This window comes from Litoreibacter janthinus (genome assembly GCF_900111945.1).
Lineage (GTDB): Bacteria > Pseudomonadota > Alphaproteobacteria > Rhodobacterales > Rhodobacteraceae > Litoreibacter > Litoreibacter janthinus.
The window spans coordinates 124,562-150,866 of the sequence record NZ_FOYO01000001.1 but is presented as its reverse complement, the minus strand read 5'-3'; the positions used below and the strand labels follow the sequence as shown (position 1 = coordinate 150,866).

Annotated in this window: 24 protein-coding genes and 2 pseudogenes; 19 read left to right on the top strand and 7 right to left on the bottom strand. The window is 55.8% G+C overall.

The genetic code is table 11. The features are described 5' to 3' along the window. Window positions 1-120 precede the first annotated feature (120 nt). Entirely contained in the window at window positions 121-372 is a 252-nt protein-coding gene (locus BM352_RS00825; protein ID WP_090211253.1) for a hypothetical protein, read from the bottom strand. Between the two features lie 208 nt (window positions 373-580). Further along, entirely contained in the window at window positions 581-1,354 is a 774-nt protein-coding gene (locus tag BM352_RS00820; protein WP_139229764.1) for an MBL fold metallo-hydrolase, read from the bottom strand. Between the two features lie 344 nt (window positions 1,355-1,698). Between BM352_RS00820 and BM352_RS00815 the strand changes: the two genes are divergently transcribed. Both BM352_RS00815 and BM352_RS00810 read left to right on the top strand, forming a co-directional pair. Further along, window positions 1,699-2,274 (top strand): DUF4956 domain-containing protein, encoded by a 576-nt coding sequence (locus BM352_RS00815; protein WP_217642972.1) that lies wholly within the window; start codon window positions 1,699-1,701, stop codon window positions 2,272-2,274. Window positions 2,275-2,285: 11 nt separating this feature from the next. Further along, window positions 2,286-3,113 (top strand): polyphosphate polymerase domain-containing protein, encoded by an 828-nt coding sequence (locus tag BM352_RS00810; protein WP_217642970.1) that lies wholly within the window; start codon window positions 2,286-2,288, stop codon window positions 3,111-3,113. 645 nt (window positions 3,114-3,758) lie between these two features. On the opposite strand, the gene BM352_RS18870 is transcribed toward BM352_RS00810, so the two are convergent. From BM352_RS18870 to BM352_RS00785, 4 genes are all read right to left on the bottom strand, one after another. After that, window positions 3,759-4,085: a hypothetical protein gene (locus BM352_RS18870; protein WP_175500582.1), complete on the bottom strand. Its 327-nt coding sequence runs from the start codon at window positions 4,083-4,085 to the stop codon at window positions 3,759-3,761. A gap of 253 nt (window positions 4,086-4,338) precedes the next feature. After that, window positions 4,339-4,971 carry a response regulator gene (locus BM352_RS00795; protein ID WP_090211245.1) on the bottom strand — a complete coding sequence of 211 codons (633 nt, stop codon included), beginning with the start codon at window positions 4,969-4,971 and terminating at the stop codon, window positions 4,339-4,341. 7 nt (window positions 4,972-4,978) lie between these two features. Then, window positions 4,979-6,367, bottom strand: coding sequence for a sensor histidine kinase (locus BM352_RS00790; RefSeq protein WP_090211243.1), 1,389 nt, complete (start codon window positions 6,365-6,367; stop codon window positions 4,979-4,981). A 314-nt stretch (window positions 6,368-6,681) separates the two neighbouring features. Continuing rightward, on the bottom strand, window positions 6,682-7,323 hold the full coding sequence (locus BM352_RS00785) for a DUF4386 domain-containing protein (protein WP_090211241.1): 642 nt from the start codon (window positions 7,321-7,323) through the stop codon (window positions 6,682-6,684). A gap of 83 nt (window positions 7,324-7,406) precedes the next feature. Between BM352_RS00785 and BM352_RS00780 the strand changes: the two are divergent. From BM352_RS00780 to BM352_RS00760, 5 genes and pseudogenes are all read left to right on the top strand, one after another. Further along, window positions 7,407-8,041: pseudogene (locus BM352_RS00780) on the top strand (IS6 family transposase); the annotation flags it as partial. 72 nt (window positions 8,042-8,113) lie between these two features. Continuing rightward, complete coding sequence (locus BM352_RS00775) at window positions 8,114-8,749, top strand: paraquat-inducible protein A (protein WP_090219745.1); 636 nt, start codon at window positions 8,114-8,116, stop codon at window positions 8,747-8,749. Continuing rightward, a complete protein-coding gene (locus BM352_RS00770; RefSeq protein WP_175500580.1) occupies window positions 8,716-9,366 on the top strand; it encodes a paraquat-inducible protein A in 651 nt (216 codons plus the stop codon). Before BM352_RS00775 ends, BM352_RS00770 begins: the two co-directional genes overlap by 34 nt. Then, window positions 9,359-11,443: a PqiB family protein gene (locus BM352_RS00765; RefSeq protein ID WP_090211238.1), complete on the top strand. Its 2,085-nt coding sequence runs from the start codon at window positions 9,359-9,361 to the stop codon at window positions 11,441-11,443. The genes BM352_RS00770 and BM352_RS00765 overlap by 8 nt, the downstream gene beginning before the upstream one ends. A 2-nt stretch (window positions 11,444-11,445) precedes the next feature. After that, entirely contained in the window at window positions 11,446-12,009 is a 564-nt protein-coding gene (locus BM352_RS00760) for a PqiC family protein (protein WP_090211236.1), read from the top strand. Between the two features lie 55 nt (window positions 12,010-12,064). Here BM352_RS00760 and BM352_RS00755 read toward each other — a convergent pair whose 3' ends face one another. Next, the gene (locus BM352_RS00755; protein WP_175500579.1) at window positions 12,065-12,910 is read right to left on the bottom strand and encodes an MFS transporter; all 846 of its coding nucleotides are present in this window, start codon (window positions 12,908-12,910) and stop codon (window positions 12,065-12,067) included. Window positions 12,911-13,137: 227 nt separating this feature from the next. Here BM352_RS00755 and BM352_RS00750 point away from each other — a divergent pair, with 227 nt between their 5' ends. From BM352_RS00750 to BM352_RS00700, 12 genes and pseudogenes are all read left to right on the top strand, one after another. Next, window positions 13,138-13,719, top strand: coding sequence for a GFA family protein (locus tag BM352_RS00750; protein ID WP_245781020.1), 582 nt, complete (start codon window positions 13,138-13,140; stop codon window positions 13,717-13,719). Window positions 13,720-13,761: 42 nt separating this feature from the next. After that, a complete protein-coding gene (locus BM352_RS00745) occupies window positions 13,762-14,403 on the top strand; it encodes a LysE family translocator (protein ID WP_090211229.1) in 642 nt (213 codons plus the stop codon). Continuing rightward, a complete protein-coding gene (locus tag BM352_RS00740; protein ID WP_090211228.1) occupies window positions 14,400-14,924 on the top strand; it encodes a gamma-glutamylcyclotransferase family protein in 525 nt (174 codons plus the stop codon). The genes BM352_RS00745 and BM352_RS00740 overlap by 4 nt, the downstream gene beginning before the upstream one ends. Window positions 14,925-15,056: 132 nt before the next feature. Further along, a complete protein-coding gene (locus BM352_RS00735; protein ID WP_090211225.1) occupies window positions 15,057-16,313 on the top strand; it encodes an NAD(P)/FAD-dependent oxidoreductase in 1,257 nt (418 codons plus the stop codon). A 35-nt stretch (window positions 16,314-16,348) separates the two neighbouring features. Further along, a complete protein-coding gene (locus BM352_RS00730; protein WP_090211223.1) occupies window positions 16,349-17,320 on the top strand; it encodes a TRAP transporter substrate-binding protein in 972 nt (323 codons plus the stop codon). Window positions 17,321-17,376: 56 nt separating this feature from the next. Continuing rightward, window positions 17,377-17,835 (top strand): annotated as a pseudogene (locus tag BM352_RS19060) (TRAP transporter small permease subunit); the annotation flags it as partial. A gap of 144 nt (window positions 17,836-17,979) precedes the next feature. Continuing rightward, on the top strand, window positions 17,980-19,302 hold the full coding sequence (locus tag BM352_RS00725) for a TRAP transporter large permease (RefSeq protein WP_245781019.1): 1,323 nt from the start codon (window positions 17,980-17,982) through the stop codon (window positions 19,300-19,302). Further along, window positions 19,299-20,207 (top strand): hypothetical protein, encoded by a 909-nt coding sequence (locus BM352_RS00720; protein ID WP_090211219.1) that lies wholly within the window; start codon window positions 19,299-19,301, stop codon window positions 20,205-20,207. The genes BM352_RS00725 and BM352_RS00720 overlap by 4 nt, the downstream gene beginning before the upstream one ends. Continuing rightward, a complete protein-coding gene (locus tag BM352_RS00715) occupies window positions 20,204-20,884 on the top strand; it encodes an aspartate/glutamate racemase family protein (protein ID WP_139229763.1) in 681 nt (226 codons plus the stop codon). Before BM352_RS00720 ends, BM352_RS00715 begins: the two co-directional genes overlap by 4 nt. A 75-nt stretch (window positions 20,885-20,959) precedes the next feature. Continuing rightward, window positions 20,960-21,514 (top strand): ImuA family protein, encoded by a 555-nt coding sequence (locus BM352_RS00710; protein WP_090211213.1) that lies wholly within the window; start codon window positions 20,960-20,962, stop codon window positions 21,512-21,514. After that, complete coding sequence (locus tag BM352_RS00705) at window positions 21,456-22,934, top strand: Y-family DNA polymerase (protein WP_090211211.1); 1,479 nt, start codon at window positions 21,456-21,458, stop codon at window positions 22,932-22,934. The genes BM352_RS00710 and BM352_RS00705 overlap by 59 nt, the downstream gene beginning before the upstream one ends. Next, a complete protein-coding gene (locus tag BM352_RS00700; RefSeq protein WP_245780882.1) occupies window positions 22,931-26,284 on the top strand; it encodes an error-prone DNA polymerase in 3,354 nt (1,117 codons plus the stop codon). Before BM352_RS00705 ends, BM352_RS00700 begins: the two co-directional genes overlap by 4 nt. The last annotated feature ends 21 nt before the right edge of the window (window positions 26,285-26,305 follow it).

The following is a 26,305-nucleotide window of genomic DNA, read 5'->3' as shown; positions in this document are numbered from 1 at the left end:
GGTGACCCACTAGGCTTGCTGTGAAGTGCTCAGGAACGCCGGTTCTCTCGCACTGGGTGATGAACCACTTCCGGGTGCCATGGACGACGAGTCCCGGTCGTTCCAGCCCCAGATTTTTCCTCAGCGCGCGAACGTCTTGGTCACTTGGTTAACGTTCAGGTGGGGGAAGACAGGGCCTTCAGAGGAGAGCCAAGAGAGCACTTGATCCAGTTCCGAGTGCAGGCGGGCGACTCTCTCGCTGGCGTCCGCCTTTAGCGCTTGGAGACGGTTGGGTCGGACGTGGGCGAAGGTTCCGAGGTTGCCCTTCTTGACGAGGTCATCCCAGAGTAGCCCCGCTGCCTCACCGGACCGCTTCCCCGTGAGTGGCAACATGGCTTTTAGTTATCGCCCAAGATGCTGCGATATGGAGAACGGCAGGTTTGAGCCCATTCTACCGAATGCTGCATAGTTCACGGACTGCGGCAAAGCTTGCAGAGCCGCAATTCGACCGGCGCTTTCAATCATAGTCCAGATCAAATGACAGTGGGCTTGGCTCGGCGATCAAATCCTTGGTGCAAGTGACGTAAGACTGCGCCCAGCCCTAGTTAACTTGGCCGCTGGTTTGCAGGTATTTCGCCATACCCTCAATGTTTAACCCGCGCCAATCTTCATACTGCCCCCATTCGGAATAGGCGGAGAGATCAAGACTCATCTTGATTTCGTCTACAGATTGTCCGGCCTTCAGCCCGTCAAGGACTCCGGCACGCAAGTCTTGCAGATAGGTTAGGTGGTCAGCGAGATCGTTCTTGTTCCCGACGGTGCCGTGCCCGGGGGCAAACACGTCGAAATCAAGCGTCATGGCCGTCTCGACCTGACCGATCCAGTCGTCAATATTTGCGCCGCCAAAATCGCGAAATGGCAGGCGCTTAGGGGCCGCAACATCAACGATAAAAGCCACATTCTCGGGGCGCACCACAACGGCTAGCATATGGGTGTCATGACCGGACCCAAGGTTGGTCAGCTCGAAAATCTTGCCTCCCAGTTCAAGGCTATGAGTGTCGCCCACACGCTGTGTCGGTTCGGTTCCATCAAGTGTAGGCGGGGCGCTTTCATGCGCGACAATTGTTGCTCCAGCATGTGCCGCCCCACCCGAGGCATGATCACCATGGCTGTGGGAGTAGATCAAATGGGTTACCGGCTGATCCGTGATGTCTCCAAGGTTCGCATTGAGCCATTCCCCGGCTTCCGCATTGATCGGATCGACCCGAACCGTTCCCTCGGTTGTGGGAACGACCAGCGACATGTGAAAGTTGTTCTGAAACAAATAAACATCGCCGACGACATTGTGCAGGGCTCGTTCTGTGTCTTGGGCCATGGCGGGCAAAGACGTGGCGAGGAGTGCAAAAAAGGCTGAAATGTAGCTGTGCATCGATGATATCTCCCTGTTGTTTGCGGAATTTTATCTGGCTTATTTGCCGTGGCGCGAACCCATGGCCGGACCCAAGTTGAGAGAACGCGCGCGTTGAGGCTTCACAGTAGCCCAAGTCAGTGCGCAATAAATCGGCCTTTAGTCCTATGAAGAATTCCGCCGCTTGAGACGTAAGTCCGAATGATCAGGGGACCAGCGTCGGAAGGCGAGCCGCGCGTGATGTGACAGTAATCCATCAGCTTCGAAACAGCGGCACCCGCATCGCTGATTCAATGAAAGGATGGAATTGGATGGTGGATTTTTCAGATCCCACTTGGGAACTTGTTGCCCGTCTCGCGATTGATACGGTTGCCATGACGTTATTGATTTTTGGGATGTATTATCGTCGCTACCGTGACCGTGAATTGGCGGCGACGGCGTCCATGTTCAACATTTCTGCCTTTGCCGTCCTGACAATCCTATCAAGCGTCGAATTCAGCATCGCAGCGGGGTTTGGTCTCTTTGCCATTCTGGCCCTGTTCAGTTTGCGCTCCGAGCAGATTGAAAAGATCGAGATAGCTTACTTTTTCGGCGCGATCGCAATCGCGGTCATCTGTTCGGTACTCGGGACCGGCCTGCTGCTGGTCATCATGATCACAAGCTTCGTGCTGCTCGCGGCGTTCATTCTTGATCATCCCCGGATGCTCAAATCGGCACATGGCGCGAAGCTGACCCTCGATGCGATTGACCCCGAAATCCTGTCAGACTGGGAGGTAACGCGCGCGGCTTTGTCGGCACGTCTTGGCGTTGAGGTCATGACCTTCCAGATCATCGAGTTGAACTACGTCAACGATCTGGCCCGCATCAACGTCCAATACCGCAACTAGGAGGAACCGACATGACGCAATTCACACCGAACATGGATCTGGACTGGCTTGTCAGCGGGTTTACCCCGATCACTTTGGATCAGCTCAATGAAAGTGCAGAAATGCTGTCGCGCATCGACAACAAATACGTCGTGGACCGTTGGTCCCTAGAGCGTGTTTTGCCTGAGCTTTTGACCCAGTTCGACATTCTGGAGATCGATAACCGTCGCATGTTCACCTATGAAACGCGCTATTTCGACGATGCAGAGCGCAGCGCCTACTACGAGCACCATCAAGGACTTAGGAAGGGCTTCAAAGTTCGGGTTCGCCGGTACGCCGATGCCGGTCTGAGTTATCTGGAGGTTAAGGTGAAAGGGCGCCGCGGTATGACTGTCAAACACCGGCTGCCCTATACCCTTGGGGCTGGCGAAAGCCTCTGCAACGAGGCACTTTCTTTCGCGCGGGATACCTACTCCGAGCACTACGGGAAACCGTTCAGGTATGCGTTACAACCTGCTTTGGACATCAGGTATCAAAGGATCACCTTGGTGGCAAAATCCGGTGGCGAGCGCATGACAATTGATGCGCGGCTTCAATTCTGGAACAGCAACAATTCACTGAACGCGACCAGCGACGTATTCATTGTCGAGACAAAATCGGCGCTTGGGCGAGGCTTCGCGGACAAATGCCTGCGACGTGTACACGCGCGACCAACGAAAAAGTGCTCCAAATATTGCATTGGAATGGCGGCCTTGGGGGAAGTAACGCGTTGGAACCGTTTCATGCCAACCATGCGCTTGCTCAAGTTGATGGACGGATCACAGCTTGCTCGCCTGCCTGAAAGACTAAAAGCCGCCTGACGAAAATAAGCCCGACGTCAATCTGTGCTCTTCTTAGGTCTAAGGTCCCAAGGTCATATGCCCTTGGTGGATGTCGAGAGCTTCCGGCCTCAGCGAAACAGAATTCACAACTATCGATCAAGGAGAAATGAAATACACGTCAAGGACCTACTTTCATCGTTACCCTATTCTTGTTGCTTGGGTCTCCCCCTTCTGTCGGGGCGTTCCAGACGGTGGCACTATAAAAACAGTGGCCCTTCTTTGCACCGGCACGGCGACCGCCAGCTCTGTCGATAGCTTCGATCTGACCTTCCAAATTGAAAGCTTGGGTGAATCCAATAGGAGCGTGGAAGGCCATGCATCGAAGATTGCCCGTCAAAAGCCACGCAATTCTGAGGTTTCGGGATGTGACAAACCCGGTGATGTGGTCGAACAGGGATTTTGTCTGGAGTGAATTCTCGTCAACACGTAGGCGTTCCGACTTGGACGACGCGTCTTGACCGACCAACGTCCGATGCGAACCGATTACGAAACATGTAAGACTGCACTCATCAGAACCAATTCAACTCTAGGTTTAGGTCCGACATGAGAATATTCTCACGCCTCGTTCTGTGTGGTTTGGCGACCATCTTACCGTACGAAATCGAAATCAAAATTGTCGATTGGCTAGTTGTCGAAGTTGCACCCAGTATCGCTTACGCGAAGGGGGAGAACAGTGGCAAGGGCAACAGTGGTGGCGATGATGACGATGGTGATGATGACGACGATGATGACGACGATGAAGATGATGACGAAGAGAATACCGGTCGAACGGGCAACCAAGATGGGGATGTGCATTCCAAGATACTGCGCATTGAAAAGATCAATGGCGGTGTAAGGCTGAACTATGCGAACGGAAGCCAAGAAGTAATTCGGAATGGAAAATACGAGCGTCGAAATGCGAGTGGCCGCGTAATTGAGCGAAGGCGTGCGCGGGGAAGCGACATCGCGCATGTGAGATCATTGGTCGGGCGTGGCAACTTTCTGGACCGCGCCGACAGCACGCAGCCGGCGGCGAGGGCGACGAGGGTCACAGGATCAGGGCGAGACATAGACGTTCTGTTCTCTAACGGATGGCGTGAGCGAATTGAGGCCGGGCGCTACGTGTTGACGGATCAGTTTGGACGTGCTGTCGTAAAACGAAAAGCCACAAACAATGATTGGGTCCGGCTGCAAAAATACCGAAAATAGCTGGCCCAACCCAACTCTAACGGTTCCACGCTTCATGGGCGATCAGCGCCGCCTCTACCCGGTTTCGCGCGTGTAATTTTCCAAGGATCGTCGTCATGTAGTGCTTAACGGTTTTTTCCTGCAGGTTGAGTTGATCGGCCACTTCGCGGTTGCTTTGCCCTGTCGCCACGAGACGCAAGATTTGTTCCTCGCGTTTGGTCAGGTCATCGATCGGGTTTTGGTCGACCTTCTTTGGGGACTGCATGATTTTCAGGACTTGCGCAGCGAGGCCGGGGGAGACGTGCGCGTCGCCCCGCGCGATACCTTTGAGAATGCGCCTTAGATCTTCGGCGGAAACGCCTTTCAGAACATACCCGATGGCGCCGGCTTGGAACGCTGCGGTGACATCTGCATCGTCCTCGGAGACCGTTAGCATTGCGACGTATTTTGCGGTTTGCGCTTCCACAATGCGCGCAGCCGCAGTGATCCCGTTTCCTGGCATCGAAAGGTCGAGAAGGGCGACATCTGGCTTGAATTTCGCGGCTAGTTCAACGGCCTCTTGTGCGGACGCCGCGATGCCAACAATTTCAAAATCCCCAGTCTCTGCGATGCTTTTTACCAATCCATCGCGAAAGATCGGATGATCATCGGCTACGATTAGTTTTATCATTTTGTCCTCATTCCTCCAGCGGCAACGAAAGCCGCAATTTCGTTCCAGCGTCGGGTTTGCTTTCGATATCAATTGAACCGCCAATACTCTCTGACCGGTCGCGCAGTCCAAGAAGGCCCTGACCTCCGTCATCACGAATTTCACGACGTAAATTGGCATCAAAACCGGCGCCACTGTCTGAAACCTCGACCGTAATATGGGTTTCTCCCCCGCATACCTGCACCTGCGCCGCCGTGACATTGCCATGCCGGTAGGCGTTGGAAAGCCCTTCTTGAAGAAATCTGTAGATGCAAAGCTTCTCCGCATAGCCCAGATCACCGGGATCACGTCCCACAAAGCTCGTTTCAATCGACATGCCTGTTTGTTTTTCGTTTTCCTCCGTAGCGCGTCGGACGACGCTTGGAAGATCGAGCTGGTCCAGATCAGGAACAGACAGGCCACGAGATATCGCACGGAGTTCCTCCATAGCCTGATTTAGAGTTTCCCGAATGTCTTCATTGGGCTGCTGGAGGTCGGCCTTTGCCAAGGCCGCATCAAGCCTGAGCGCTGCGAGAGACAAATGCTGGGCGGGTCCGTCATGCAGGTCGAGCCCGATGCGTCGAATGGCGCGTTCGGTCTGCGCTGTGGCGCGCGAGCTGGCGGTGATTGCACGTCTGCGCAATGCGTGATTTTGAGTAGCTAGCTCTTCGGTCGCCGCCAACTGATCTTCAAGGCGCAGCCGTTGCTCACGAATGGTCTGCCCGCCGGTCTGAACGATCCCGAATAAAAGCGCTCCGCTCGCCAAGAAAGAAGCGCCAACGATAATCCAGCTTTTGCGGCTTGCGTCTGACAATTCGCGCTCCAATACGTCGGCGCGCTCGTAAAACTCTGCGACCGCGATGACGCGCCCGCTCCAAATCTCGCGCACCGGGCTGTAGACCTCAAGAAGCGGCACACCGAGCAAGGCTTCTGCTTCATCCTCGCTGTCGTTGTGGTCTTCATAGGAAGCCGCAACCTGACCAAGCCAAGCGGCCCTCAAGTCGTCCGATGGTTCAAATACGCGTCCGATCAGTGCAGGATCAGATGCCTGAACAATGAGCCCTCCTGCCTTCCATATCTTGTAGGACACAACCCTTTCATTCAAAGCGGTGTTGGAGAATATCTCTTCCATAGCCTGCCTGGCAGGCTCTGATAGCGCGTCGCCGGAGGCGAGATCCTGACTAAGCGGAGAAATAAAGCTCTCGATGTAAGATGAAGCAGCCAGTGCCGAATTCTGAACGACAGCCTGCTCGATTTTCGATGAAACCCAAAGCCCGACGGTCAGCATCGTGGCGAGCATAACTAACGCCCCAGCCAGTAGAAATTGGCCCGGCAACGTAATGTGTCCCCACCTTTGCAATGGTCCGGTCTTTTTCATTCGTACGATAGTAGCGACTCTAGCTGTTCGCGAAACCGACTTTCGTCGGAACGTTCGGTGGGTCGGCGGACGTAAGAACGAAGTTGGGCCATTAAAATTGCACTCGAGACTATCGGTTTTGTCCCGCACACCCGACCTCTAGTTCCTGAAAACGCTGCGCGATGCATTAGCGGCCGCTTGTAGGAAGCTGCACTGTATCGTCGCGACCTTTGGCGAAGGTCCGATTTGGGACGTCAGAATACGAGACCTCGTGCAGGGAAAGGGGTTGTTGCACCGCCTCCGATGGCAGCAGAATCCCGATAGCCGACCTTAGCTCAAAGCCGTGCCCAGATAAGCAACCAAAGGCAAAGAGCGCTTTCAGCGATCATGGGGATCAAGTAAACGGGCTCGATCACAACAACCCAGTCGGGCGCGGCAAGGCGTGCCAGGCTCCCTGTCGAATAAACGAGGCCCGAAGCCGCGATGCCACCCGCGATCACTTTCGGCACCTGCGAGCGCCAAAGCAGGACAGACATGATCACGCTGTTGACCGAAAAGAGAATCAGGCCAATGTCATAGCCTATCGCATGCAAGACGGTCATGTGCACCGCAACGCGTGGAGCGTCTGCAAGCAACGACGGCGCACTGCCTAGGGCCATTAAGCTGGCGCCGATGAGCGCAGCCTGACCCAGTCTGAACACCATTGCGGCAAGCGCCAAAGGTTCGGAGATATGCCGCAGGAGACCGAAAAAGACGAGGGCAAGCGCGACATCGGCCAACAGCATCACCGTATCGGCAATGAGGCTCAGACGAAGTTGTCCAATATTGGCGCCAAGCGCCTGGGCGATTTGATCTGGCGTGCCCTGAAGCAAGGGTCCGCGCAACAACAATTCAGCGGTAAGCCCACAAAAAATTATGGCCAAATAAAGCGCGCCGGCAAGGCGTACGAGACTGGGGTCAGCATGAGACGGTTTCACGTCAGCATCCTTTCAATGGGTTTGTTGCATTAATCTGTTTGAGATTGCAGCTTTGAGCTCATGTCAAGTTTCGGAGATGCAGCATGCAAAGCAATCCCTTCAAACATCATCGGTTTCCGCCGGATACTAACCTGTGTGCAGTACGCTGGTATTGTCGCTAGGCCCTTTCTTGCAGAGATGTGCGGGATCTTCTGGCAGAGCGCGGCATTGAAGTTGACGCCTCCAAGATCCACAGGTGGGTGCGCAAGCTTGGCCCCGAGATCGCGAAACGGTCGTTCAAACATCGTTCTTGGCGCGGTCTCAACTGTCATGTGAATGAGACCTATATTAAGGTTGGTGGCAGGGGGCGCTACCTTTGGCGCACCGCCGATCAAAGTGGTCAACTGGTCGATTTCCAACTAACAGCACGTCGGTACGTCAAGGCAGCAAGGGCATTTCTCAAGCAAGCCTGTGAGAATGCCCGGCTCTACCAACCTCGGTCGATCACCACCGACAAGGCCCACAGCTATGCCCGCGTGCTCAGTGAGATGAACCGCTTCGACCTCCGTGGCGAAGGCATTCTGCACATCAACCGCAAAGGGGAAAATAACAGGATTGAGAGCGATCATGCCGCCCTGAAAAGCTGATCACCCCAATGCGCGGCTTCAAGTCGATGTCATCTGCAAAGGCCAATCTGCGCGGGATCGAGGCGATCCGCCCAATTTTAGGGGGGAAGGTCACAGCCCAATCGGCGGAACGTGGCCAAGCTGAATCGCGTGTCGTTGGAGCCAAAAATCAGATACTTAAGCTCATGAACCAGAAGCTGCCGATTCCCCTCGACAACTTGATTGTCTGTACGCATTGCGATGCTGTGTTCACGCTTGAGCGCCCTCAAGCGGGGCAAAAAGCCAGCTGTGCGCGATGTGGGGCTGTCTTGATCTCTCCGCGTCGCAAGGCAGGACTGCAGATTATCGCGGTGTCGCTTGCCATCGCAATATTGATCATCGGCGCGACAGTTTTCCCGTTCCTTTCGATTTCAGCGGCTGGAACAACAAATTCTGTCTCGATACTTGATGCGGCGCTGGCCTTCAGCGAAGGGCCGCTGGTGTTTCTCACGCTCACTACAGCGGCGTTGATTATATTTGTACCGTTAGCGCGTGCGTTGCTAACGATCTACGTCCTTGTTCCGATAGTGCTTGATTATCCACCCGCACGAGGAGCGACCCAGGCCTTTCGCCTGTCAGAGGCCCTACGGCCTTGGTCCATGGCGGAGATATTTGTGCTTGGTTGTGCGGTGGCATTGGTAAAGATCAGCGATCTGGCGGATGTTGCGTTCGGACCCGCATTTTGGATGTTTTCGTCCTTGGTCGTTCTAGTTGTGGTGCAGGAGAATTTCATTTGTAGGTGGTCGGTATGGAAGTCGCTGGACAAAACGCAAGCATCATAAGCGCGCGCGATATTGACGTCGTCGCCTGTACGCGATGCACGCAGGTCTGGCCCGCAGGCACGCGAGTCTGTGGCCGTTGCGGAAGTAGAATTGTCGCGCGCGAGGAAAAGAGCCTGCAACGGGTCTGGGCGCTTTGGCTGGTCGGGTTGATGTGTTACGTGCCGGCCAATATGTACCCGATGCTGCAAACACGCACGCTGCTCAGCATGCAGGAAGACACTATCGTCGGGGGCGCTGTTGAGCTGATTCACCACGGGGCCGTGGGTATTGCTCTTATTATCCTCATTGCGAGCGTTGTCATTCCCTTGGCAAAATTCATGGCCATTGGGTTTCTAGCGATTTCGGTCACACGACCGTCCAGTGTGTCAAATCATCATCGGCAAATCCTGTACGAAGTCGTCGAATATATCGGGCGCTGGTCGATGATCGACATTTTTGTGGTTGCGATCATGTCGTCACTCGTTCAGTTGAACACACTGGCCGCAGTGAACCCCGGCCGCGCAAGCTTGTTTTTCGCTCTGTCTGTCATCTTCACAATGTTGTCGGCGCAGTCATTCGATAGCCGCATGATTTGGGATGTTCAGACCGAACACGAAGGAGCGTTCAGTGATGAGTAAAACACCGACGCCAGTCAAAATCGCGCCTGCCCGCAAATCCATATTTGCGAATGCGTCGTTTGTTTGGATCATCCCGATACTGGCCTTGGTCATAGCTCTTGGTGTCGCGTGGCAGACATACAACGACCGCGGGCCTCTCATTGAGATCGAGTTTAAAAACGGATCGGGTATCGCGACGCGCGAAACCGAGCTGCGCTTTCGCGACGTGGCCGTCGGAGTCGTCGAAGACGTGAAATTTGCACCGAACTTGTCCGGCGTTGTCGCTCATGTGCGACTGAACAAAGACGTTGCGCCGTTCGTCGATGCGGGCTCAACCTTCTGGGTGGTCCAGCCAGAGCTGAGCGCCCAAGGTGTCAGTGGGCTCGAGACTGTTCTGTCCGGCGTGTATATTGAAGGCTCATGGGATGGCGAAATAGGCCCGCCCCAGTCGAGGTTCAAAGGCCTCCCGAACACCCCGCTTTACCGATACGGCAAAGAAGGGCTTGAGATCACGCTGCGGACGACGCCGGGCGGAAGCCTCACGGATAACAGCCCCATTACGTTTCGCGGGATTGAGGTTGGGCGTATTGGGAAGGCGCACATTTCGCAGCAAGGCAGTTTCGCCGTCGCAGAGGCAATAATCTACCACCCCCATAGCCGTCTGATTTCCCCAACCACACGGTTCTGGGATACCTCAGGTTTCACATTTTCAGTGGGCCCAGGTGGGGCCGAAATCGACTTCTCATCTCTTGCGACACTTGTCGGTGGCGGGGTGACTTTCGAAACCTTCGTTTCCAGCGGGCGCCGCGTTTCCGATGGCAATAGCTTCGAAGTGTATCCTGATGAGGCTTCTGCCCGTGAAAGTGTGTTCAATTCTTCCCAAGCGGAACCATTACAAATGCGGGTGGTTTTCGACGAGAGCGTCTCCGGCTTGACCATTGATGCCCCAGTCGAGCTGAGCGGGTTGCAGATTGGCCGTGTGACAGGGGTCTCGGGCGTTATTGATGCCGACGCTTTCGGGGATGAGCGTGTTCGATTGAACGCCGTGCTGAACATCCAGCCCGCGCGGCTTGGATTGCAAGATGAGGTCACCCCAACCGCAGCCCTGCAGTTTCTGAAGCGGCGCATAGAAGAGGGCCTGCGCGCGCGTCTGGCTTCCGCAAGCCTTTTGGCTGGGGGCTTGAAAATCGAATTGATCGAGGTGGAAAACGCCCCGCTCTATGTCGTGCAAACGGGTGAGGGCATCATACCGATCATCCCTAGCACCGATAGTGAAATAACTGATGTCACAGGCACGGTTGAGGGGGTTGTGGCGCGTATCAACAATTTGCCCATTGAAGAATTGCTCAACAGCGCCATTCAGTTCCTGAACAGTGCGGATGCCTTGATCTCCAGTGAGGATTTGCGTGAGACGCCACAGGTCGTACGCGCCCTGCTCGGGGATGTGCGCGATATTGTTGCCTCCGACGATCTGCAAGCTATTCCAGTCAAGCTGAACGCAACGCTCGGCCGTTTTGAAACCCTGTTGGCGCAGTTGGAAGAGGACAAGTTTTCAACGCAGCTTCTGGCGGCTGTCAATGCAGCTGCTGCTGCTGCCAACGGCGTGAACGCATCTGTTGAAGGTGTCCCTGCGTTGATTGCACAACTTCAAGCTGTAGCTGCGAAGGCCGAGACCTTGCCGCTAGAGACTTTAACGACGCAGCTGACCACACTCACAGCGTCGGCAGACGCGATTTTGGGAACCGATGCCGCGAAACAACTGCCTGCTGATCTTGGTGCTGCCTTGAACGAGATTAACGCCACCCTACGCGAATTGCGAGAAGGCGGGGCCGTCACCAACATCAACGCGACCCTAGACTCGGCCCGCAAAGCTGCCGATGCGGTGGCGACGTCGACACAAGACTTGCCGGCGTTGGTGGAACGTGTGCGGGTCGTTCTAAATCAAGCCAATCAAACCATTGCAGGTTACAACAAGGGCGATGTTTTGAGCAGGGATGCTCAGAGTGCGTTGCGTGATATTTCTAAGGCGGCGGAGGCGATGACGTCGCTTGCTCGGATGCTCGAACGCAACCCAGGCTCACTTATTCGGGGAAGATGAACATGAACTATCTTAAGCTCGCTATGTTTGGGGCGATCCTTGCGCTTACGGGCTGTGGGGCAACGCCTGACCTTTATCCGGTCACGCCACCGCAGGTCGAACAGAAGCAACGCATTGCGTTCCGCTCCGTAGAGGTGCGGGATATTTCCTTACCGACCTATGCCAGCGCGAACGAGATCGCCGTCGAAGGTCTGGATGGCAAGCTTGCCACCGACGCTGCTGTGCTTTGGGCGGATAGTCCTGAAAGGGCAGTTTCGCTGGAATTGACACGTAATCTTGCGCGCATAACCGGCGCTCGTGTGGCATCCGAGCCTTGGCCGTTCGAGGCCTTTCCGGATGCGCGGTTAGAGGTTCGTTTTGAAAGCCTTATCGCAGGTGCGAACGGACAATTTCGTGCGTCAGGGCAGTTTTTTGTAGGGGTTCCGGATGGCGGGCGCGAACGGTCTGGCCTGTTCGAGCTTTCAGTGCCGTTTGATCCACTGGGCGGGCCACAGGCGATTGCGACAGCGCGTGGCGCGGTGATCCTGGATCTGGCAGACTATATCGCTCGCAACGGGTTGCGTTAGACGACATTGCCTGACGCGAGCGCGCGCTTGAACCCGCCGGAACTGTGTCCCAGATTTAGTCGGGAGCGCTCTTCGCAATCAGGGTTCGATTGTCGGTTGCGAATCTATGAAAGGCCAACAGGCATTCGACTGCCGAAAGCACGATTGCCAGTGCCAACAGGCTGCCGATCCCAAACGCTGTGATTGTCCACCCGGCGATAAACGGGAAGCCAAAAACGCCAATGAAGTACGAGAACCCAAATATCTGAAGCGTTTGCTCCAAGTACTCGGGTTTCGCATCATTTGCCGCCATCGCTTTGACAATCGGGTAAGATACACCGTAGCCGATCCCAAAAAGAACGGCCCCGATGATGTATGAAATCCGTCCGTCGGTCAGAAACATCAGGCTTGCAACACTGGCGACCATAATCGCGAGCAAGACGCTGATGGTGCCATAGGGTGCGCGCCCGCCCATGAACTCGGCAAAAACGACCCTGCAAATGATTACAGTGACCGTATATGCAAAAAAGTAGGTCGCGTATTCCAATCCGTTTTGTGCGGCGAAGACAGTCTGGAAGTTGGTCACTGCCGCAAAAACCGACGCACCGAGGCCGACCATGATGATCGGGCGAATAGCTCTTGAGCGGAAAACCTGTCGCAATGCGACCATGCTTAACCCGCTGCTGATGGAAGGTGTTTGACCATGCGAAAGCTTGGCGATTGCACCGCGGAGCGACATGAACAGTGCACCACTTATGAGGCAAAGCACAGCGGTCAGCGTAAAAGTCAGTCCAATATCAAAGCCTGCATCCACCAGCAGATACCCAAAGACGGGGGACAAGCCAAATCCTGCCATGATGAATACGGAAAGTAGTGTGAAAACTCTGATCCTGTCTGCCTTGTCTGTAATCTCAGTGAGCACAACTGGTGTCAGGATTGTCTGACGTCAGCGCTTATGGGTCCATTTAGGGTAATTTGCTAAGAGAGGGTTTGTTGCTCATCGTAACCACCGAGGAGTGGACGATGAGAAAGACAGCAAAGAGCCCCGGCGAGAAGATCGTCAAAGACATCAAGCGTGCGACCCGCAAGCATTATTCATCCGAAGAGAAGATCAGGATCGTGTTGGATGGATTGCGGTATTCAGAGGACATGTTGAGCTGGGAGCCTGAGGATCGCCAAGAATGGCAGCGGACTCGCGAGTGGCACAGCGTAGTCGCGCAAAGTGTTGGGTTCCACAAAACAACCTCCGCAGCAAACGCGCCAACAGAGCTGGTTGACGCCGTCGCTCAGGACTACCGCGCGGTGCTTGCTTTGGGTGGCGTGCGTCCAGTGGCGCAGGGCGGCTGCCATTGTGGGGCCTTGCGCTATTCGCTTTGGGAGACCCCGCGAGATTTGACCATTTGCCATTGCTCGATCTGTAGAAGCACATCAGGTGCGCCGCATTTGGGTTGGGGGAGTGTCCGTCGTGACGCCTTCAAGCAAACAGGCGAAGCGACGCAATATCAAAGCAGCAAGGGATGCGTGCGCCAATTCTGCCCGAATTGCGGTACACAGATCAGCTTTTCCGAGGCAGGCCGTCCCGAAGAGATTGACTTCACCTTGGCGTCGCTTGATGAAGCCGAGCATTACAAGCCCATTACTGCTTTGCACACTGATTTCCGACTGACTTGGGATGCAGTTGCGGCGGGACGCTTAGCACTTTCAAATCACCGTATGGCGGATTTGCCATGACGAAACGACGCTATGGATCATGCATAATGGATCATACATAAAATGACGATTGAACTTTGGGGCGGCTTCCTCCTTGTGGTGCTTATCCTCAATATCACGCCCGGTCCCGATATGGCTTATATCTTAAGCCGCGCGATCGCGCAGGGGGCCCCGGCTGGCATTGTTTCTGCGGCGGGCGTTTCCGTTGGCGCACTGTTCCATGTCGTCTTTGCCACGATCATCTTCGCTTTGGCTGCGCAATTGCCGGACTTCGCGTTTGCACTGCTGCTTGCTGCGGGTGCAAGCTACCTGATCTGGCTTGGCGTGAGTTCCCTCCGCGAAAAGGCCGAGGCGATCGTCGTGGTGCCAATGTCGGATCGGAAAGCTATGACGCGCATCTTCCTTGATGGCGTTGTCATAGACATCCTGAACCCAAAGGTCGCTCTCTTTTTCTTGGCACTACTGCCCGGTTTCATGCCCGCGAACAACAGCAGCCCGGCTATTTGGTTCCTGGGGCTTGGCGTATTGGTCGTTGTGTTCTCGTTTATGATTGAAGCTGTGCTCGTCATGGCCAGTCAAAAAATGCGAACCATCTTTGCAAAAAGTACAAAAGGCCAAATCGTGCTGCACCGAATAATGGGTGTCGTCTTTATTGCCCTTGGACTGTTTGCCTTTACCGCTGTTGATTTTGGAGCCATGATATGACCCAAGCCGCCGACCGAATTTATTACTTCGCTTATGGGTCTTGCATGGACCAAGCGAGCCTTACGCGATCACTAGAGATAGATGTTCTGGACTATTTTGTTGGACCGGCACGGCTTTCCGGATTTCAGCTGGTTTTCAACTATGCTTCCGTTCCCGAGAATGTGTGTTTCGCCAATATCGAAGCGCGCCCAGATCAAATTGCCGAGGGCGCATTGTTCCATCTGCCTGTCGAGGCATTACCCGCGTTGGACAAGCGCGAGGGAGTTTCTTCATCGCGGTATGGCCGCTTCATGGTCAAGGTTGAACTGGATGGAGGCGTGTTCGAAGCCTTATCGTATCATGGTCTTGTCACACTTCCTTTTGAGGCCTCCCCAAGCCCGCGTTATCGCGGGATGCTGGAGCAGGGCTTATCAGATGCTCGCGTGTCGCAGGCCTATCGGTCGCAGACGCTTGCACATATCGACAGCCTTCCAAACCGATCTGATATGGAACGAGAATTTTCCGGCGCCGTCGTAAAGTGACGACCAAACGCCTGTTTTACTTGCGCTTCTAAATCCACACATCCTGTTTGCGACTTCCATGTTATTTTGGGGGTCGCCTTTTTTGCGCCGAAACCCTTTTCGAAATGCTAGAAGGCGGTGTTTGGTGTTCAAATGGGGGATGCATTGACGAACGAGACGATCATGGTCGTTGGGGCCGGTATTGTTGGCGTCGCAACAGCGCTTTGGTTGCAACGCGATGGTTTTGAGGTAACCCTGATAGATCGTGAGGGACCTGCTGCTGGCACGTCCTACGGGAACGCAGGCGTTCTCGCATCTGGGTCAATTGTTCCGGTGAGCGTGCCGGGCTTGCTTACCAAAGCACCCAGTATGCTATTCAGCCGCAATCAACCGTTGTTTCTGAAGTGGTCTTATCTGCCACGTTTGCTTCCGTTTTTGCGCCAGTATCTTGCGCAGTCGCGGTCGGTTGAACATATCGCAGGCGGCTTGCACGATCTTCTCCACGACTCTGTCGATCAACATCATGCCCTTGCTGACGGAACTCCTGCCGCGCGATTTCTCAGCAACGAGGATTGGATTTACGGCTACGCTGACCGTGAGGCCTATTTGGCTGATGGTTACGGCTGGGACATCCGCCGACTCCATGGCGTCCCTTTCGAAGAGATGTCGGCAGGTGATCTGGCCACTTATGATCCCTCTCTCTCGGAACGCTTCGGTTTCGGTGTGCGGTTGCTGCAGCATGGCCGCATCTCTGACCCGGGTGCCTATGTCGGAGCATTGATGGATGTGTTCTGCGCAAAAGGAGGCGTTTTTCAGAAGGCGACGATCCGCGATCTTGCTGTCGAGGACGGCACCTGTGTGGGGATCGAGACGGATACCGGCGTGCTGACAGCGAACCAATACGTCCTCACTTTGGGGGCTTGGTCCGGTCCGCTTGCGAAGAAACTAGGGATCACAGTTCCGTTGGAATCCGAGCGCGGCTACCACTTGGAGTATGTTAATCCGTCGATAATACTCAAAAGCCCCGTCATGGTCAGCGCTGGAAAATTCGCCATGAATTCCATGGATGGGCGCCTACGATGCGCGGGCGTGGTCGAGTTTGGAGGACTGGATGCGCCTGCGTCGAAGGCCCCGTTTGAGCTGCTCAAGCGGCAAGTGAAAGACTTGTTTCCAGACCTGACTTATGATCGGGTCGTCGAATGGATGGGACACCGACCAAGCACGGCAGATTCCCTTCCGGTCATCGGGCAGGCACCTCATGCTAGCAATGTGTTGCTGGGATATGGTCACCAACATGTCGGGCTAACCGGCGGACCAAAAACCGGGCGTTGGCTTGCGCAATTGGCCAGCGGTCGGGCGCCAAATACAGACCTCGCGGCTTACGCGCCGAGCCGCTCGATCAACCGCTAATCGATAAGAAACGACCCAACTAGGAGAGACATGAAATGACTACGATTAAAACGCTGCTAGCGACGTCCGTCGCCACCGCTGCAATGGCCGGAACCGCTTCCGCCGAGAATTGGGATATGCCGATGGCTTATCCTGCCAATAACTATCATACCGAAAACGCGCAAATTTTCGTTGACGAGGTGCGTGAGTGCTCCGGCGGCGAGTTGGACATCACGATTCACGCGGGTGGTTCGCTTTTCAAGGGCGACGAGATTAAACGCGCTGTCCAAGTTGGCGAAGCCCAAATTGGCGAGCGTCTGCTATCCGCTCACGCCAACGAGAACGCTGTATTTGGATATGACTCCGTGCCGTTCTTGGCGACCTCTTTCGAGGCATCTGATGCATTGCGCGATGCGGCCCGCCCGACCCTGAACGCGCTGCTCAATGAGCAGAATATGACACTGCTTTACTCTGTGCCATGGCCGCCACAAGGTCTTTACTTTGCGCAAGAGGTCAACGCGATTTCTGACGCTGCTGGCCTAAAATTCCGTGCCTACAACGCCGCAACCGCGCGCGTGGCTGAACTGGGCGGGATGGTTCCGACACAGATTGAAGCTGCCGAACTCAAGCAGGCGTTGGCCACTGGCGTCGTTCAGGCCTTCATCTCATCTGGTTCAACGGGCGTTGACGAAAAGGTATGGGAGGATCTGACCAACTTCTACGATGCAAAAGCATGGCTCCCGCGCAATTCGATCTTTGTGAACTCGGATGCTTTTGATGCATTGCCACAGGCGTCGAAGGATTGCCTGACCAGTAAATCGGCGGATGCGGAGGCCCGTGGCTCTGCAAAGGCGGCCGAGCTTGCAGGGGGTTTCCTGAAAACTCTGGCGGACAACGGGCTGACCGTATCTGAGCCAAGCGAACAGCTGGCCGCTGACCTTGCCGCAATCGGCGACACAATGGCCAACGAATGGCTTGAGCAAGCAGGCGACGCGGGCGCTGCAATTGTGAGCGCCTATAAGAAGTAAAAACATTGGCCTCTGTCTGATCATGGCGGAGGCCAATTTTTAATTCCCTTAGATACTTGAAGGAGCCGCCCTTGCGTAGCCTATTGGACGGTCTTTACAAAACATCCGGCTTTGCAGCCGCGATTGCTCTGATTGCCATCCTTGGGTTGGTCATCGCGCAAATGGTGGCGCGCTGGAGCGGTCAGATATTCCCGGGTGGCGCGCAATATGCCGGCTACGCAATGGCCGCGACGTCCTTTCTGGCAATGGCCTATACATTCAATCACAACGCGCATATCCGCGTGGCGCTTTTTGTGAGTAAGTCCGGCCGATTTCGTCGTGTCGTCGAAATTTGGTGCTACACTCTGGCAAGCCTGTCGGCGCTGTTTCTTGCATGGTTCGCGGTAAAGGCGACGCTGCTTTCAGCCCGTATCAACGATATCTCACAAGGTCAGGACGCTACGCCGCTTTGGATGCCGCAGACTTTTATGGCGATTGGCGCTGTAGTTTTCGCAGTCGCTGTTGTCGATAATTTGGCGCGCATTGTTTTCTCCAGCTATCAGGGGGTTGATGCCGTTGATTACGGGCACGATTGGGCTGGCTATCTGCTGAGCTCAAAAGCCAGCCGAGCGATTGCTGTCGGTATTGTGCTGTTGATTGTCTACGCATCAATGCAAGCGATGACGGGTTTTGACAGAGATGCTGTCGCGCTGAAGATCGGAATATTCCTGTTCGTGATGTTCTTTCTTTTAGGGTCAGGCATTTGGGTCGGGCTCGCATTGATGGGGGTCGCTTATATCGGGATGATCGGGTTCACTTCGCGTAACCCGGGCAATGCGATGATCATCACGGTCTGGACCAGCTCTAGCAGTTGGACGCTGACCGCACTTCCGCTGTTCATCTGGATGGGAGAGGTTCTTTACCGAACGCGCCTGTCTGAGGATATGTTCAGAGGCCTTGCCCCTTGGCTGGCGCGTATTCCCGGCGGCTTGCTACATACCAATGTCGTTGGGTGCACGGTGTTTGCTGCCGTCTCAGGGTCTTCCGCAGCTACCCTGACAACAGTGGGCAAGATGTCGATTCCGGAATTGCAAAAGCGCGGTTATCCGGAGTTCATGACCATAGGCACTTTGGCAGGGGCGGCTACTTTGGGGCTGATGATCCCGCCATCGCTAACGCTGATCGTGTACGGGGTCACTGTTAAAGAAAGCATCACCAAACTGTTCATGGCAGGCGTGATCCCCGGCCTTGTTTTGGCGGCGATGTTTATGTTGTACATTGTCGCTTGGTATTTCCTCCGACCAGCGCAACGCCCAGAGCCTGAACCGCGGATGGGGTTTATTGCTGCGTTAAAGAACTCGACTCTGCTTATACCTGTGATCGCGCTTGTGGTGGTTGTCATCGGCTCCATGTATGGCGGCTATGCGACGCCGACGGAGGCCGCGGCATTCGGTGTGGTCGGTGCGCTGGTGCTTGCGGCGCTGCAGGGATCGCTGAACCGCCACACATTTATCGAAAGCCTTTTAGGGGCAACGCGCACCAGCGCCATGATTGCATTGATCTTGATGGGGGCGGCCTTCCTGTCGCTTTCCATGGGCTTTACCGGTCTGCCGCGCGCCTTGGCCGCGTGGATCGCGGAGTTCAATCTGTCGCCGGTCGCGTTGATCGCAGCCCTTACGGTGTTCTACATTGTGATCGGCATGTTTCTTGACGGGATTTCGGCAGTCGTTTTGACCATGGCGATTATCGAGCCGATGATCCGCGCGGCAGGGATCGACCTTATCTGGTTTGGCATTTTTATCGTTGTGGTGGTCGAGATGGCCCAAATCACACCGCCAATAGGGTTTAATCTTTTTGTGCTGCAATCCATGACCAAGCACGACATCACATATATCGCCAAAACGGCCCTGCCGATGTTTGGCATCATGGTATTGATGGTCGCCATTCTGGTCGCGTTTCCGGGGCTGGCGACATGGTTGCCGGACCAGTTGTTGTCCCAATGAACTTTTTACGTTTTGTCGGCCGTCACGCCGGTATCGTGATGTTGGGCGGTATGGTTGTTGTCGCGTTCCTGCCGGGCGTTTCCACGATGCTTCGGCCCTTTTTGCCGGTGCTGGTATCGCTGGTGCTGGGGCTTGCGATCGCGCGGCTCGATCTGGGGGCCATTCTGGGTGAACTGGGGAATGGGCGAAGTGTTGCAGGGCTGTTTGCTCTTCTGATCGTATTTGGCCCTTTGACCTGCCTTGGTATGGTTTGGCTCGGGCAAATTTTCGGGGCGTCATCCGAGACGTTGCTTGCCCTCGCGGTTTTTGGAGCTTCACCACCCTTGAGTTCCGCCGCAAATCTCGCGCTGTTGTTGGGGTACAATGCGCGCATCACCTTGAAGTTCGGTCTGCTGGCGACAGTGGCGTTGCCGTTCCTTGGGCCCTTCAGCCTTGGTCTTGTTGGTGTTCAGGCCGACATTGCACCTGTGGTGATGGCGCAGCAAATAGCTCTTATGATTGCTGGCGGCATTTTCATCGGCCTAGCGCTTCAGGTTGCCATCGGAAAGTCCAAAATTTCGGTGAATAGCGAGGCGTTCAATGGCGTAGCAGCGTTGGCAATGATCCTTTTCCTGTTCCCTCTTTTCGACGGGGTTGGCGGTTTTGTCATAGCGAAACCTATGCAAGCGTTCGGACTTCTTTGTTTGGCGTTGCTGCTGAACTTTGGCGGGCATGTTGCTGTGGCATTCGCCGCGCGCAGGGTCACCGACCCTGACACGGCGAGCGCTTTGGGGATGATGTTTGGCAACCGCAATGTTTCGTTTTTCCTCGCGGTTCTTCCAGCCAATCCTGCACTTGGGCTTTTTATCGCGGCATCGCAGATTCCGATATATTCGACACCAGCAATTTTTGGTCGACGCAGATGAGTGGTTTTATCGGAGTTTTGATGCTCGATACTGTGTTCGAGCGGATCGTTGGGGATGCGGGTAACACCGCAAGCTATCACCTTCCGGCCCGAACGCAGGTCGTACCAAAAGCTGGCAGTACCGACATTGTGCGCGACGGCACCCCCGATCCGGCCTTGGTCGCGTCCTTTTGTGCCGCGGCCAGATCGCTAGAGGCTGAGGGCGCTGTTGCCCTGACATCCACCTGCGGGTTTCTTGTGACGGTCCAAGACGAGATCGCGAAAAGTGTTGGCATTCCGGTCATGGTTTCGGCGCTGTCTCTTTTTCCATTCGTGCGTGCGGCGCATGGAAATCGACCTGTTGGAATTATTACGGCGTCAAAACCCAACCTTGGGTCCGCAGCGCTTTCAGCGGCAGGCATTGCGCTGGATCACGCGTTGATCGAGGGCATGGAAGACTGCGAGGCTTTTGCCTCGGCGATCCTTGTGCCCAAGGAGAGGCAGGGTGGGTGTATTAGCCAAGAGGCAATCCAAACCGCAGTGACCGAAAAAGCGGTGAGGCTGTGCCGTGCGATGCCTGACCTTGGTGCGATTGTTTTGGAATGCGGAAATTTGCCCCCATATGCGCAGGCGATCGAGGCTGCTACGGGCAAGCGGGTCTATTCCATATTGGATGGGATGAAGATGCTGATCCGCTGAGTTCAGTCGCGTTAGCAAGGAACCCTCTGTGATCGGGGATTTGAAACCTGACGTGTTCGTTGTAGTTTCCTGCAGATGAAGCCTGATCTTTTTTCTCATTTCCCGCTACGCCAATCTCGCGTTCACGAAGCCTGTGGGGCCGGTGCGATCAGCTTTGCCGCTATGGCGGTTGCGCGGGCGGAGAGCAGCATTCTTTGGATTAGAGAGGCGTGGCGTCCGGAGGTTCTTTATCCGGTCGGGTTGAGCGGGTTTATTGACCCTGCCAAGCTGCTGGTTGCTCAGGCCAAAGACCAGATCGATGGCCTTGCTGTCATGGAAGAAGCTTTGCGGGATGGAGCTGTTCCGTTCGTGTGTATTGAGTTGGGCGAACCGCTGAGCTTGACGGCAGGGCGGCGGCTGCAACTTGCGGCGAAAGCAGGGAAGACGACGGGGCTTTGCCTTATCCCTGAAGGGATGGGGAGTAATGCCGTCGAAACCCGTTGGCACTGCACCCCGGTTTTTGATGCCGATGACTCGACTCTCCAGCGTTGGGAGATTACCAAGAACAAATCGGGAACATTAGGTGTCTGGCATGTTCGATGGAATGCAGCGTCGCGTCGCGTCCATGTGGTTCCCTCGGTTAGCGAGTGACCGGGCCCTTCGGCTGCGTCCTGTTGATGGGGCTTTCGTTCTGACGCTCAAGCAGAATAACGCGAACCGGATTTATTGCCTGAATGCTCAGGCGGAGCAGCAGGGACTACATCAGGGTATGGCCTTTTCAGATGCACGGGCCTTTTGCCCTGAAGTGAAAAGCCGCCCTGCGAATTTGAACGGTGATGCGCAATTTCTGCATGTGTTGCGCCGTTGGGCGACGCGCTACTGCCCGTGGGTCGGGCTGGAAGGGAAAGACGGTTTGGTGCTCGACATTACCGGAGCGGCACATCTTTTTGGCGGCGAGGCGATCATGCTTTCCGATATGCGCCAGCGATTGAGCCGCGCGGGACTTTCTGCGCGGATCGGGTTGGCGGATACGCGCGGGGCGGCTTGGGCGCTGGCCCATTACGGGGAAGGATTGGCCAAGCCGGGCAGGGGGCTGGAGGCGCTGGGCGGGCTCCCCATCATGGCTTTGCGGTTGGAAGAAAAGACAGCAGTCGCGTTGCAACGGTTGGGCTTGCGCACGGTCGCGGATTTGGCCGGGACGCCTCGCGCCCCACTGACGCGGCGTTTCGGACCGGACCTGATGATGCGGCTTGATCAAGCTCTGGGACATCAAGCTGAGCAGATTACCCCGCTGGCTGAGCCGCCCCATTATGGCGTGCGCATGACCTTGCCCGACCCAATCGGACTTTATGATGATGTCATGGCTGGAACGGCCCGTTTGCTTGCGACGCTATGTGCCAAACTAAAGGCGCAGGAGACGGGTGCGCGGAGGTTGTGTTTGACCCTGCGGCGCGTTGATCAGGAGGCGCAGGTGGTTGAGCTCCGTTTGGCCCGGCCCTTGCGTGACCCAGATCGCATCTTGCCACTTTTTGAGCGCGGGGTGGCGAATGTGGATGCCGGTTTCGGTATCGACCAGATGCGTTTGGAAGCGACCCAAGTAGAGACCTTGCCCGCCCATCAGGTCAGTGCGGTCACGACCTGCCGAAAGGACCAGTTGGAAGATCTGATCTCTCGTTTGGGCACGCGGATCGGGTTGGAGAACATCCAACGCTTTTTACCTGCCGACAGCCATATACCTGAACGCAGCTTTATCATCGCGCCTGCGGCTTACTCTGAACCGGAAGGGTCGTGGGTTGCTTTGCGCCCGCGTCCATTGCGCCTTTTCCCGCCCGAACCCATCGCGGGTATGGATACGCGCCCGCCGAGAAATTTCCGCTGGCGACGTATGGCGTTGTCTACCGCCCGCGCCACAGGGCCGGAAAGGATAACGCCAGAGTGGTGGCTTGAAGATGACAACTGGCGTTCCGGAGTTCGGGATTACTGGAAAGTGGACACCCGCCAAGGGCGGAGGCTTTGGCTGTATTACACACCACAACGGCCAGGATGGTTTGTGCATGGGGAATTTGCATGACCGATACCATTGCCGACCGCGGCCTGTCCGAGAGTGGCTTGCAGCAATATGCGGAGCTATGTGTCACTACCAACTTCACCTTTCTGACTGGCGCGTCACATCCGGAGGAAATGATGACGCGCGCGGCTCAGTTGGGCCTAGCTGCCATTGCGATCACAGATCGGAATTCTTTGGCGGGAGTTGTGCGGGCTTATTCCGCGCTGAAAGAGTTGAAGCGCGAGGCTTCAGAGAGCATCAAAATTCGATCCCAACACAAGATCGACTCGTGCTCGCGGCAGGAGGTCGGCACGCCGGAGGATATTCCTTGCCCAGATACTCCGCGACTACCCAAGCTGATTGTGGGCTGCCGTCTAGTATTACGTGACAGTTCGGTAGACTGGGTGGCGCTGCCACGGGATCACGATGCTTACAAACGTCTCACCCGGCTTCTGACTTTGGGAAAGCGGCGGGCTGAGAAGGGGGAATGCTTTCTTGATTTGAAGGATATTCTTGAGGGATGCGCAGGCATGCTTTTGATCGCGCTGCCGCAGCACAAACTAAGGACGGCGGCGGACCATATCCAACAGGTCAGGCGGCGTTTTCCGGGTCATGTATTTCTTGGGGCTGTCCCACGTTATGACGGGTCGGATCAGGCCTATCTGAACGCCTGTGCCAGACTGGCGTTGCGCACCTCTGCCCCCATGGTGGCTGTGGGCGACGTCTTGATGCACCGTGGCAGCCGCAAGCAACTCGCTGACGTTCTGACCTGCATGCGCGAGCATGTGACAATCGACCAGATCGGCACGCGCGCGCTGCCCAATGCCGAGCGCCGCCTGAAAGGGCATGGCGACATGGCAAGGCTGTTCCGTAACCATCCCGCCGCCTTGCAACGGACGATGGATATTGCCACGCAATGCGGCTTTTGCCTGAGCGAGCTTAGCTACGAATATCCAGACGAGATTTCCGAGGTTGAAACGCCGATAAAACGGCTGGAACGGCTGGCCTACGAAGGTGTTAAAAACCGGTATCCCTACGGTGCCTCGGAACGGGTTTGGAATCTGCTGAAGAAAGAGTTGTCGGTCGTCTCAGACCTTGGTTTCGCGGCGTATTTCCTGACCGTTCACGACATCGTTCAATACGCGCGATCTGTTGGCATTCTGTGTCAGGGCCGCGGTTCTGCTGCCAATTCTATCCTTTGTTATTTGTTGGGCATCACCGATGTCTCCCCTGACCAGATAGCCATGGTTTTTGAGCGGTTCGTGTCGAAATACCGAGGCGAGCCGCCAGATATCGACGTGGATTTCGAGCACGAGCGGCGTGAAGAAGTCATCCAATGGATCTACCAGAAATATGGCCGCCACCGCGCGGGATTATGTGCCACGGTGATCCATTTCCGGTCTCGAGCTGCTATCCGCGAGGTGGGTAAGGTGATGGGGCTGTCCCAAGATGTGACCGCTGGCCTGTCGGGGCAAATATGGGGCATGTCGAGTGGCGGTGCCGATCCGGAGCGGATCAGAGAGCTTGGGTTGGACCCCACAGACCGCCGCCTTGCCCAGACCATCCGCCTTATTGGCGAGATCATCGGTTTCCCCCGTCACCTGTCCCAGCATGTGGGTGGGTTTGTCATCACCAAAGGACGGCTTGATGAGCTGTGCCCGATCGAGAATGCCGCGATGGAAGACCGGACAATTATCGAGTGGGACAAAGACGATATCGACACATTGGGTATTCTGAAGGTCGATATTTTGGGGCTTGGGATGCTCAGCTGCATCCGTAAGGCGTTTGAGTTGCTGGAGCATTATGAGCGCCAGACCTTAACTATTGCTACGATCCCGCAAGAGGATGCGCCGACCTATCAGATGCTCCAGAAAGCTGACGCGGTTGGTGTCTTTCAGGTGGAAAGCCGCGCGCAGATGAATTTCCTGCCGCGCATGAAACCTGCGACGTTCTACGATTTGGTTATCGAGGTGGCTATCGTTCGCCCGGGCCCAATCCAGGGGGGTATGGTGCAGCCCTATGTCCGGCGCCGGCAAGGGCTTGAAAAGCCAGAGCCGTTTGGCCCTGCTTTGGAAGCAGTGACCAAGAGGACGCTTGGCGTGCCGTTGTTTCAGGAGCAAGCCATGCAGATCGCGGTGGTCGGTGCCGACTTTACGGCGGAAGAGGCTGACCACCTGCGCCGCTCGCTCGCGTCGTTTCGGCGGATGGGGACGATAGGGCAGTTCAAAGACAAGTTCATCAAAGGGATGTTGAAGAACGGATATAGGCCTGAAGTGGCAGAGCGCTGTTTCGGGCAGATCGAAGGGTTTGCGGATTACGGCTTCCCTGAAAGCCACGCGGCCGCCTTTGCGATGCTGGCCTATGTTTCGGCCTGGCTGAAGCGTCATCATCCGGCGATTTTCGCCTGCGCCTTGCTCAATTCGCAACCTATGGGGTTTTACGCTCCGGCTCAGATCGTCCGTGATGTTCGAGAGCATCAGATAGAGGTTCGCCCGATCTGCGTGAATGCCAGCGGCTGGGATAACACGCTGGAGCGCAGGGCGGACGGGGCTTTGGCATTAAGGCTCGGATTCCGCCAGATCAAAGGTTTCAAGGAAGAGGACGCAGGCTGGATCGTGTCCGCGCGGGGCAACGGATACCGGGACCCGGAGGCGGTGTGGTTACGTGCAGGTGTGGCCCCTTGGGTTTTGGAGCGACTGGCTGAGGCAGATGCCTTCTCCGATATGGGATTGGCACGTCGTGATGCGCTTTGGCAGGTGAAGGCGGTGCGCGGGCAGACGCCGCTGCCGCTGTTCAATGATCCGATCGATGGCGAGAGCATCCGAGAGCCGCAGGTGGAACTTCCGGTGATGCATTTGGGCGAAGAGGTGGTTGAGGATTACGTGTCCATGCGTTTGACGCTCAAGGCGCATCCGATGGAGTTATTGCGCCCCTCAATGTCCGGCTTGACGCCTCATGCAGAACTGCCGACCGCCCCGCTTGGGCGCACCAGCGTGTGCGGGCTTGTTATCACCCGCCAGCGTCCGGGCACTGCTTCTGGCGTGATTTTTCTGACGCTGGAAGACGAAAGCGGCGTTTCCAACATTGTTGTTTGGCCCAAGGTGTATGAGCGCTTCCGTCGGGTTGTGATGGGGGGGCGGCTTTTGCGGGTGACGGGTTATCTGCAGCGGGAGGGCATCGTCGTTCACTTGATCGCGCAAGATATTGAAGACATGTCTTACCGCCTTACCGATCTTGGGCATCCGTTGGAGGCCGCGATCGGTGTCACCCAACCTCAGGCAGATGACGCGCCTCGCCGCCAAAACCACCCGCCACGCGCCATGCATCCGCGCGATCAGGCTAAGAAGTTGTTTCCAAGCAGGGATTTTCACTAACCTGCCTCGGGCTGCTCGTTA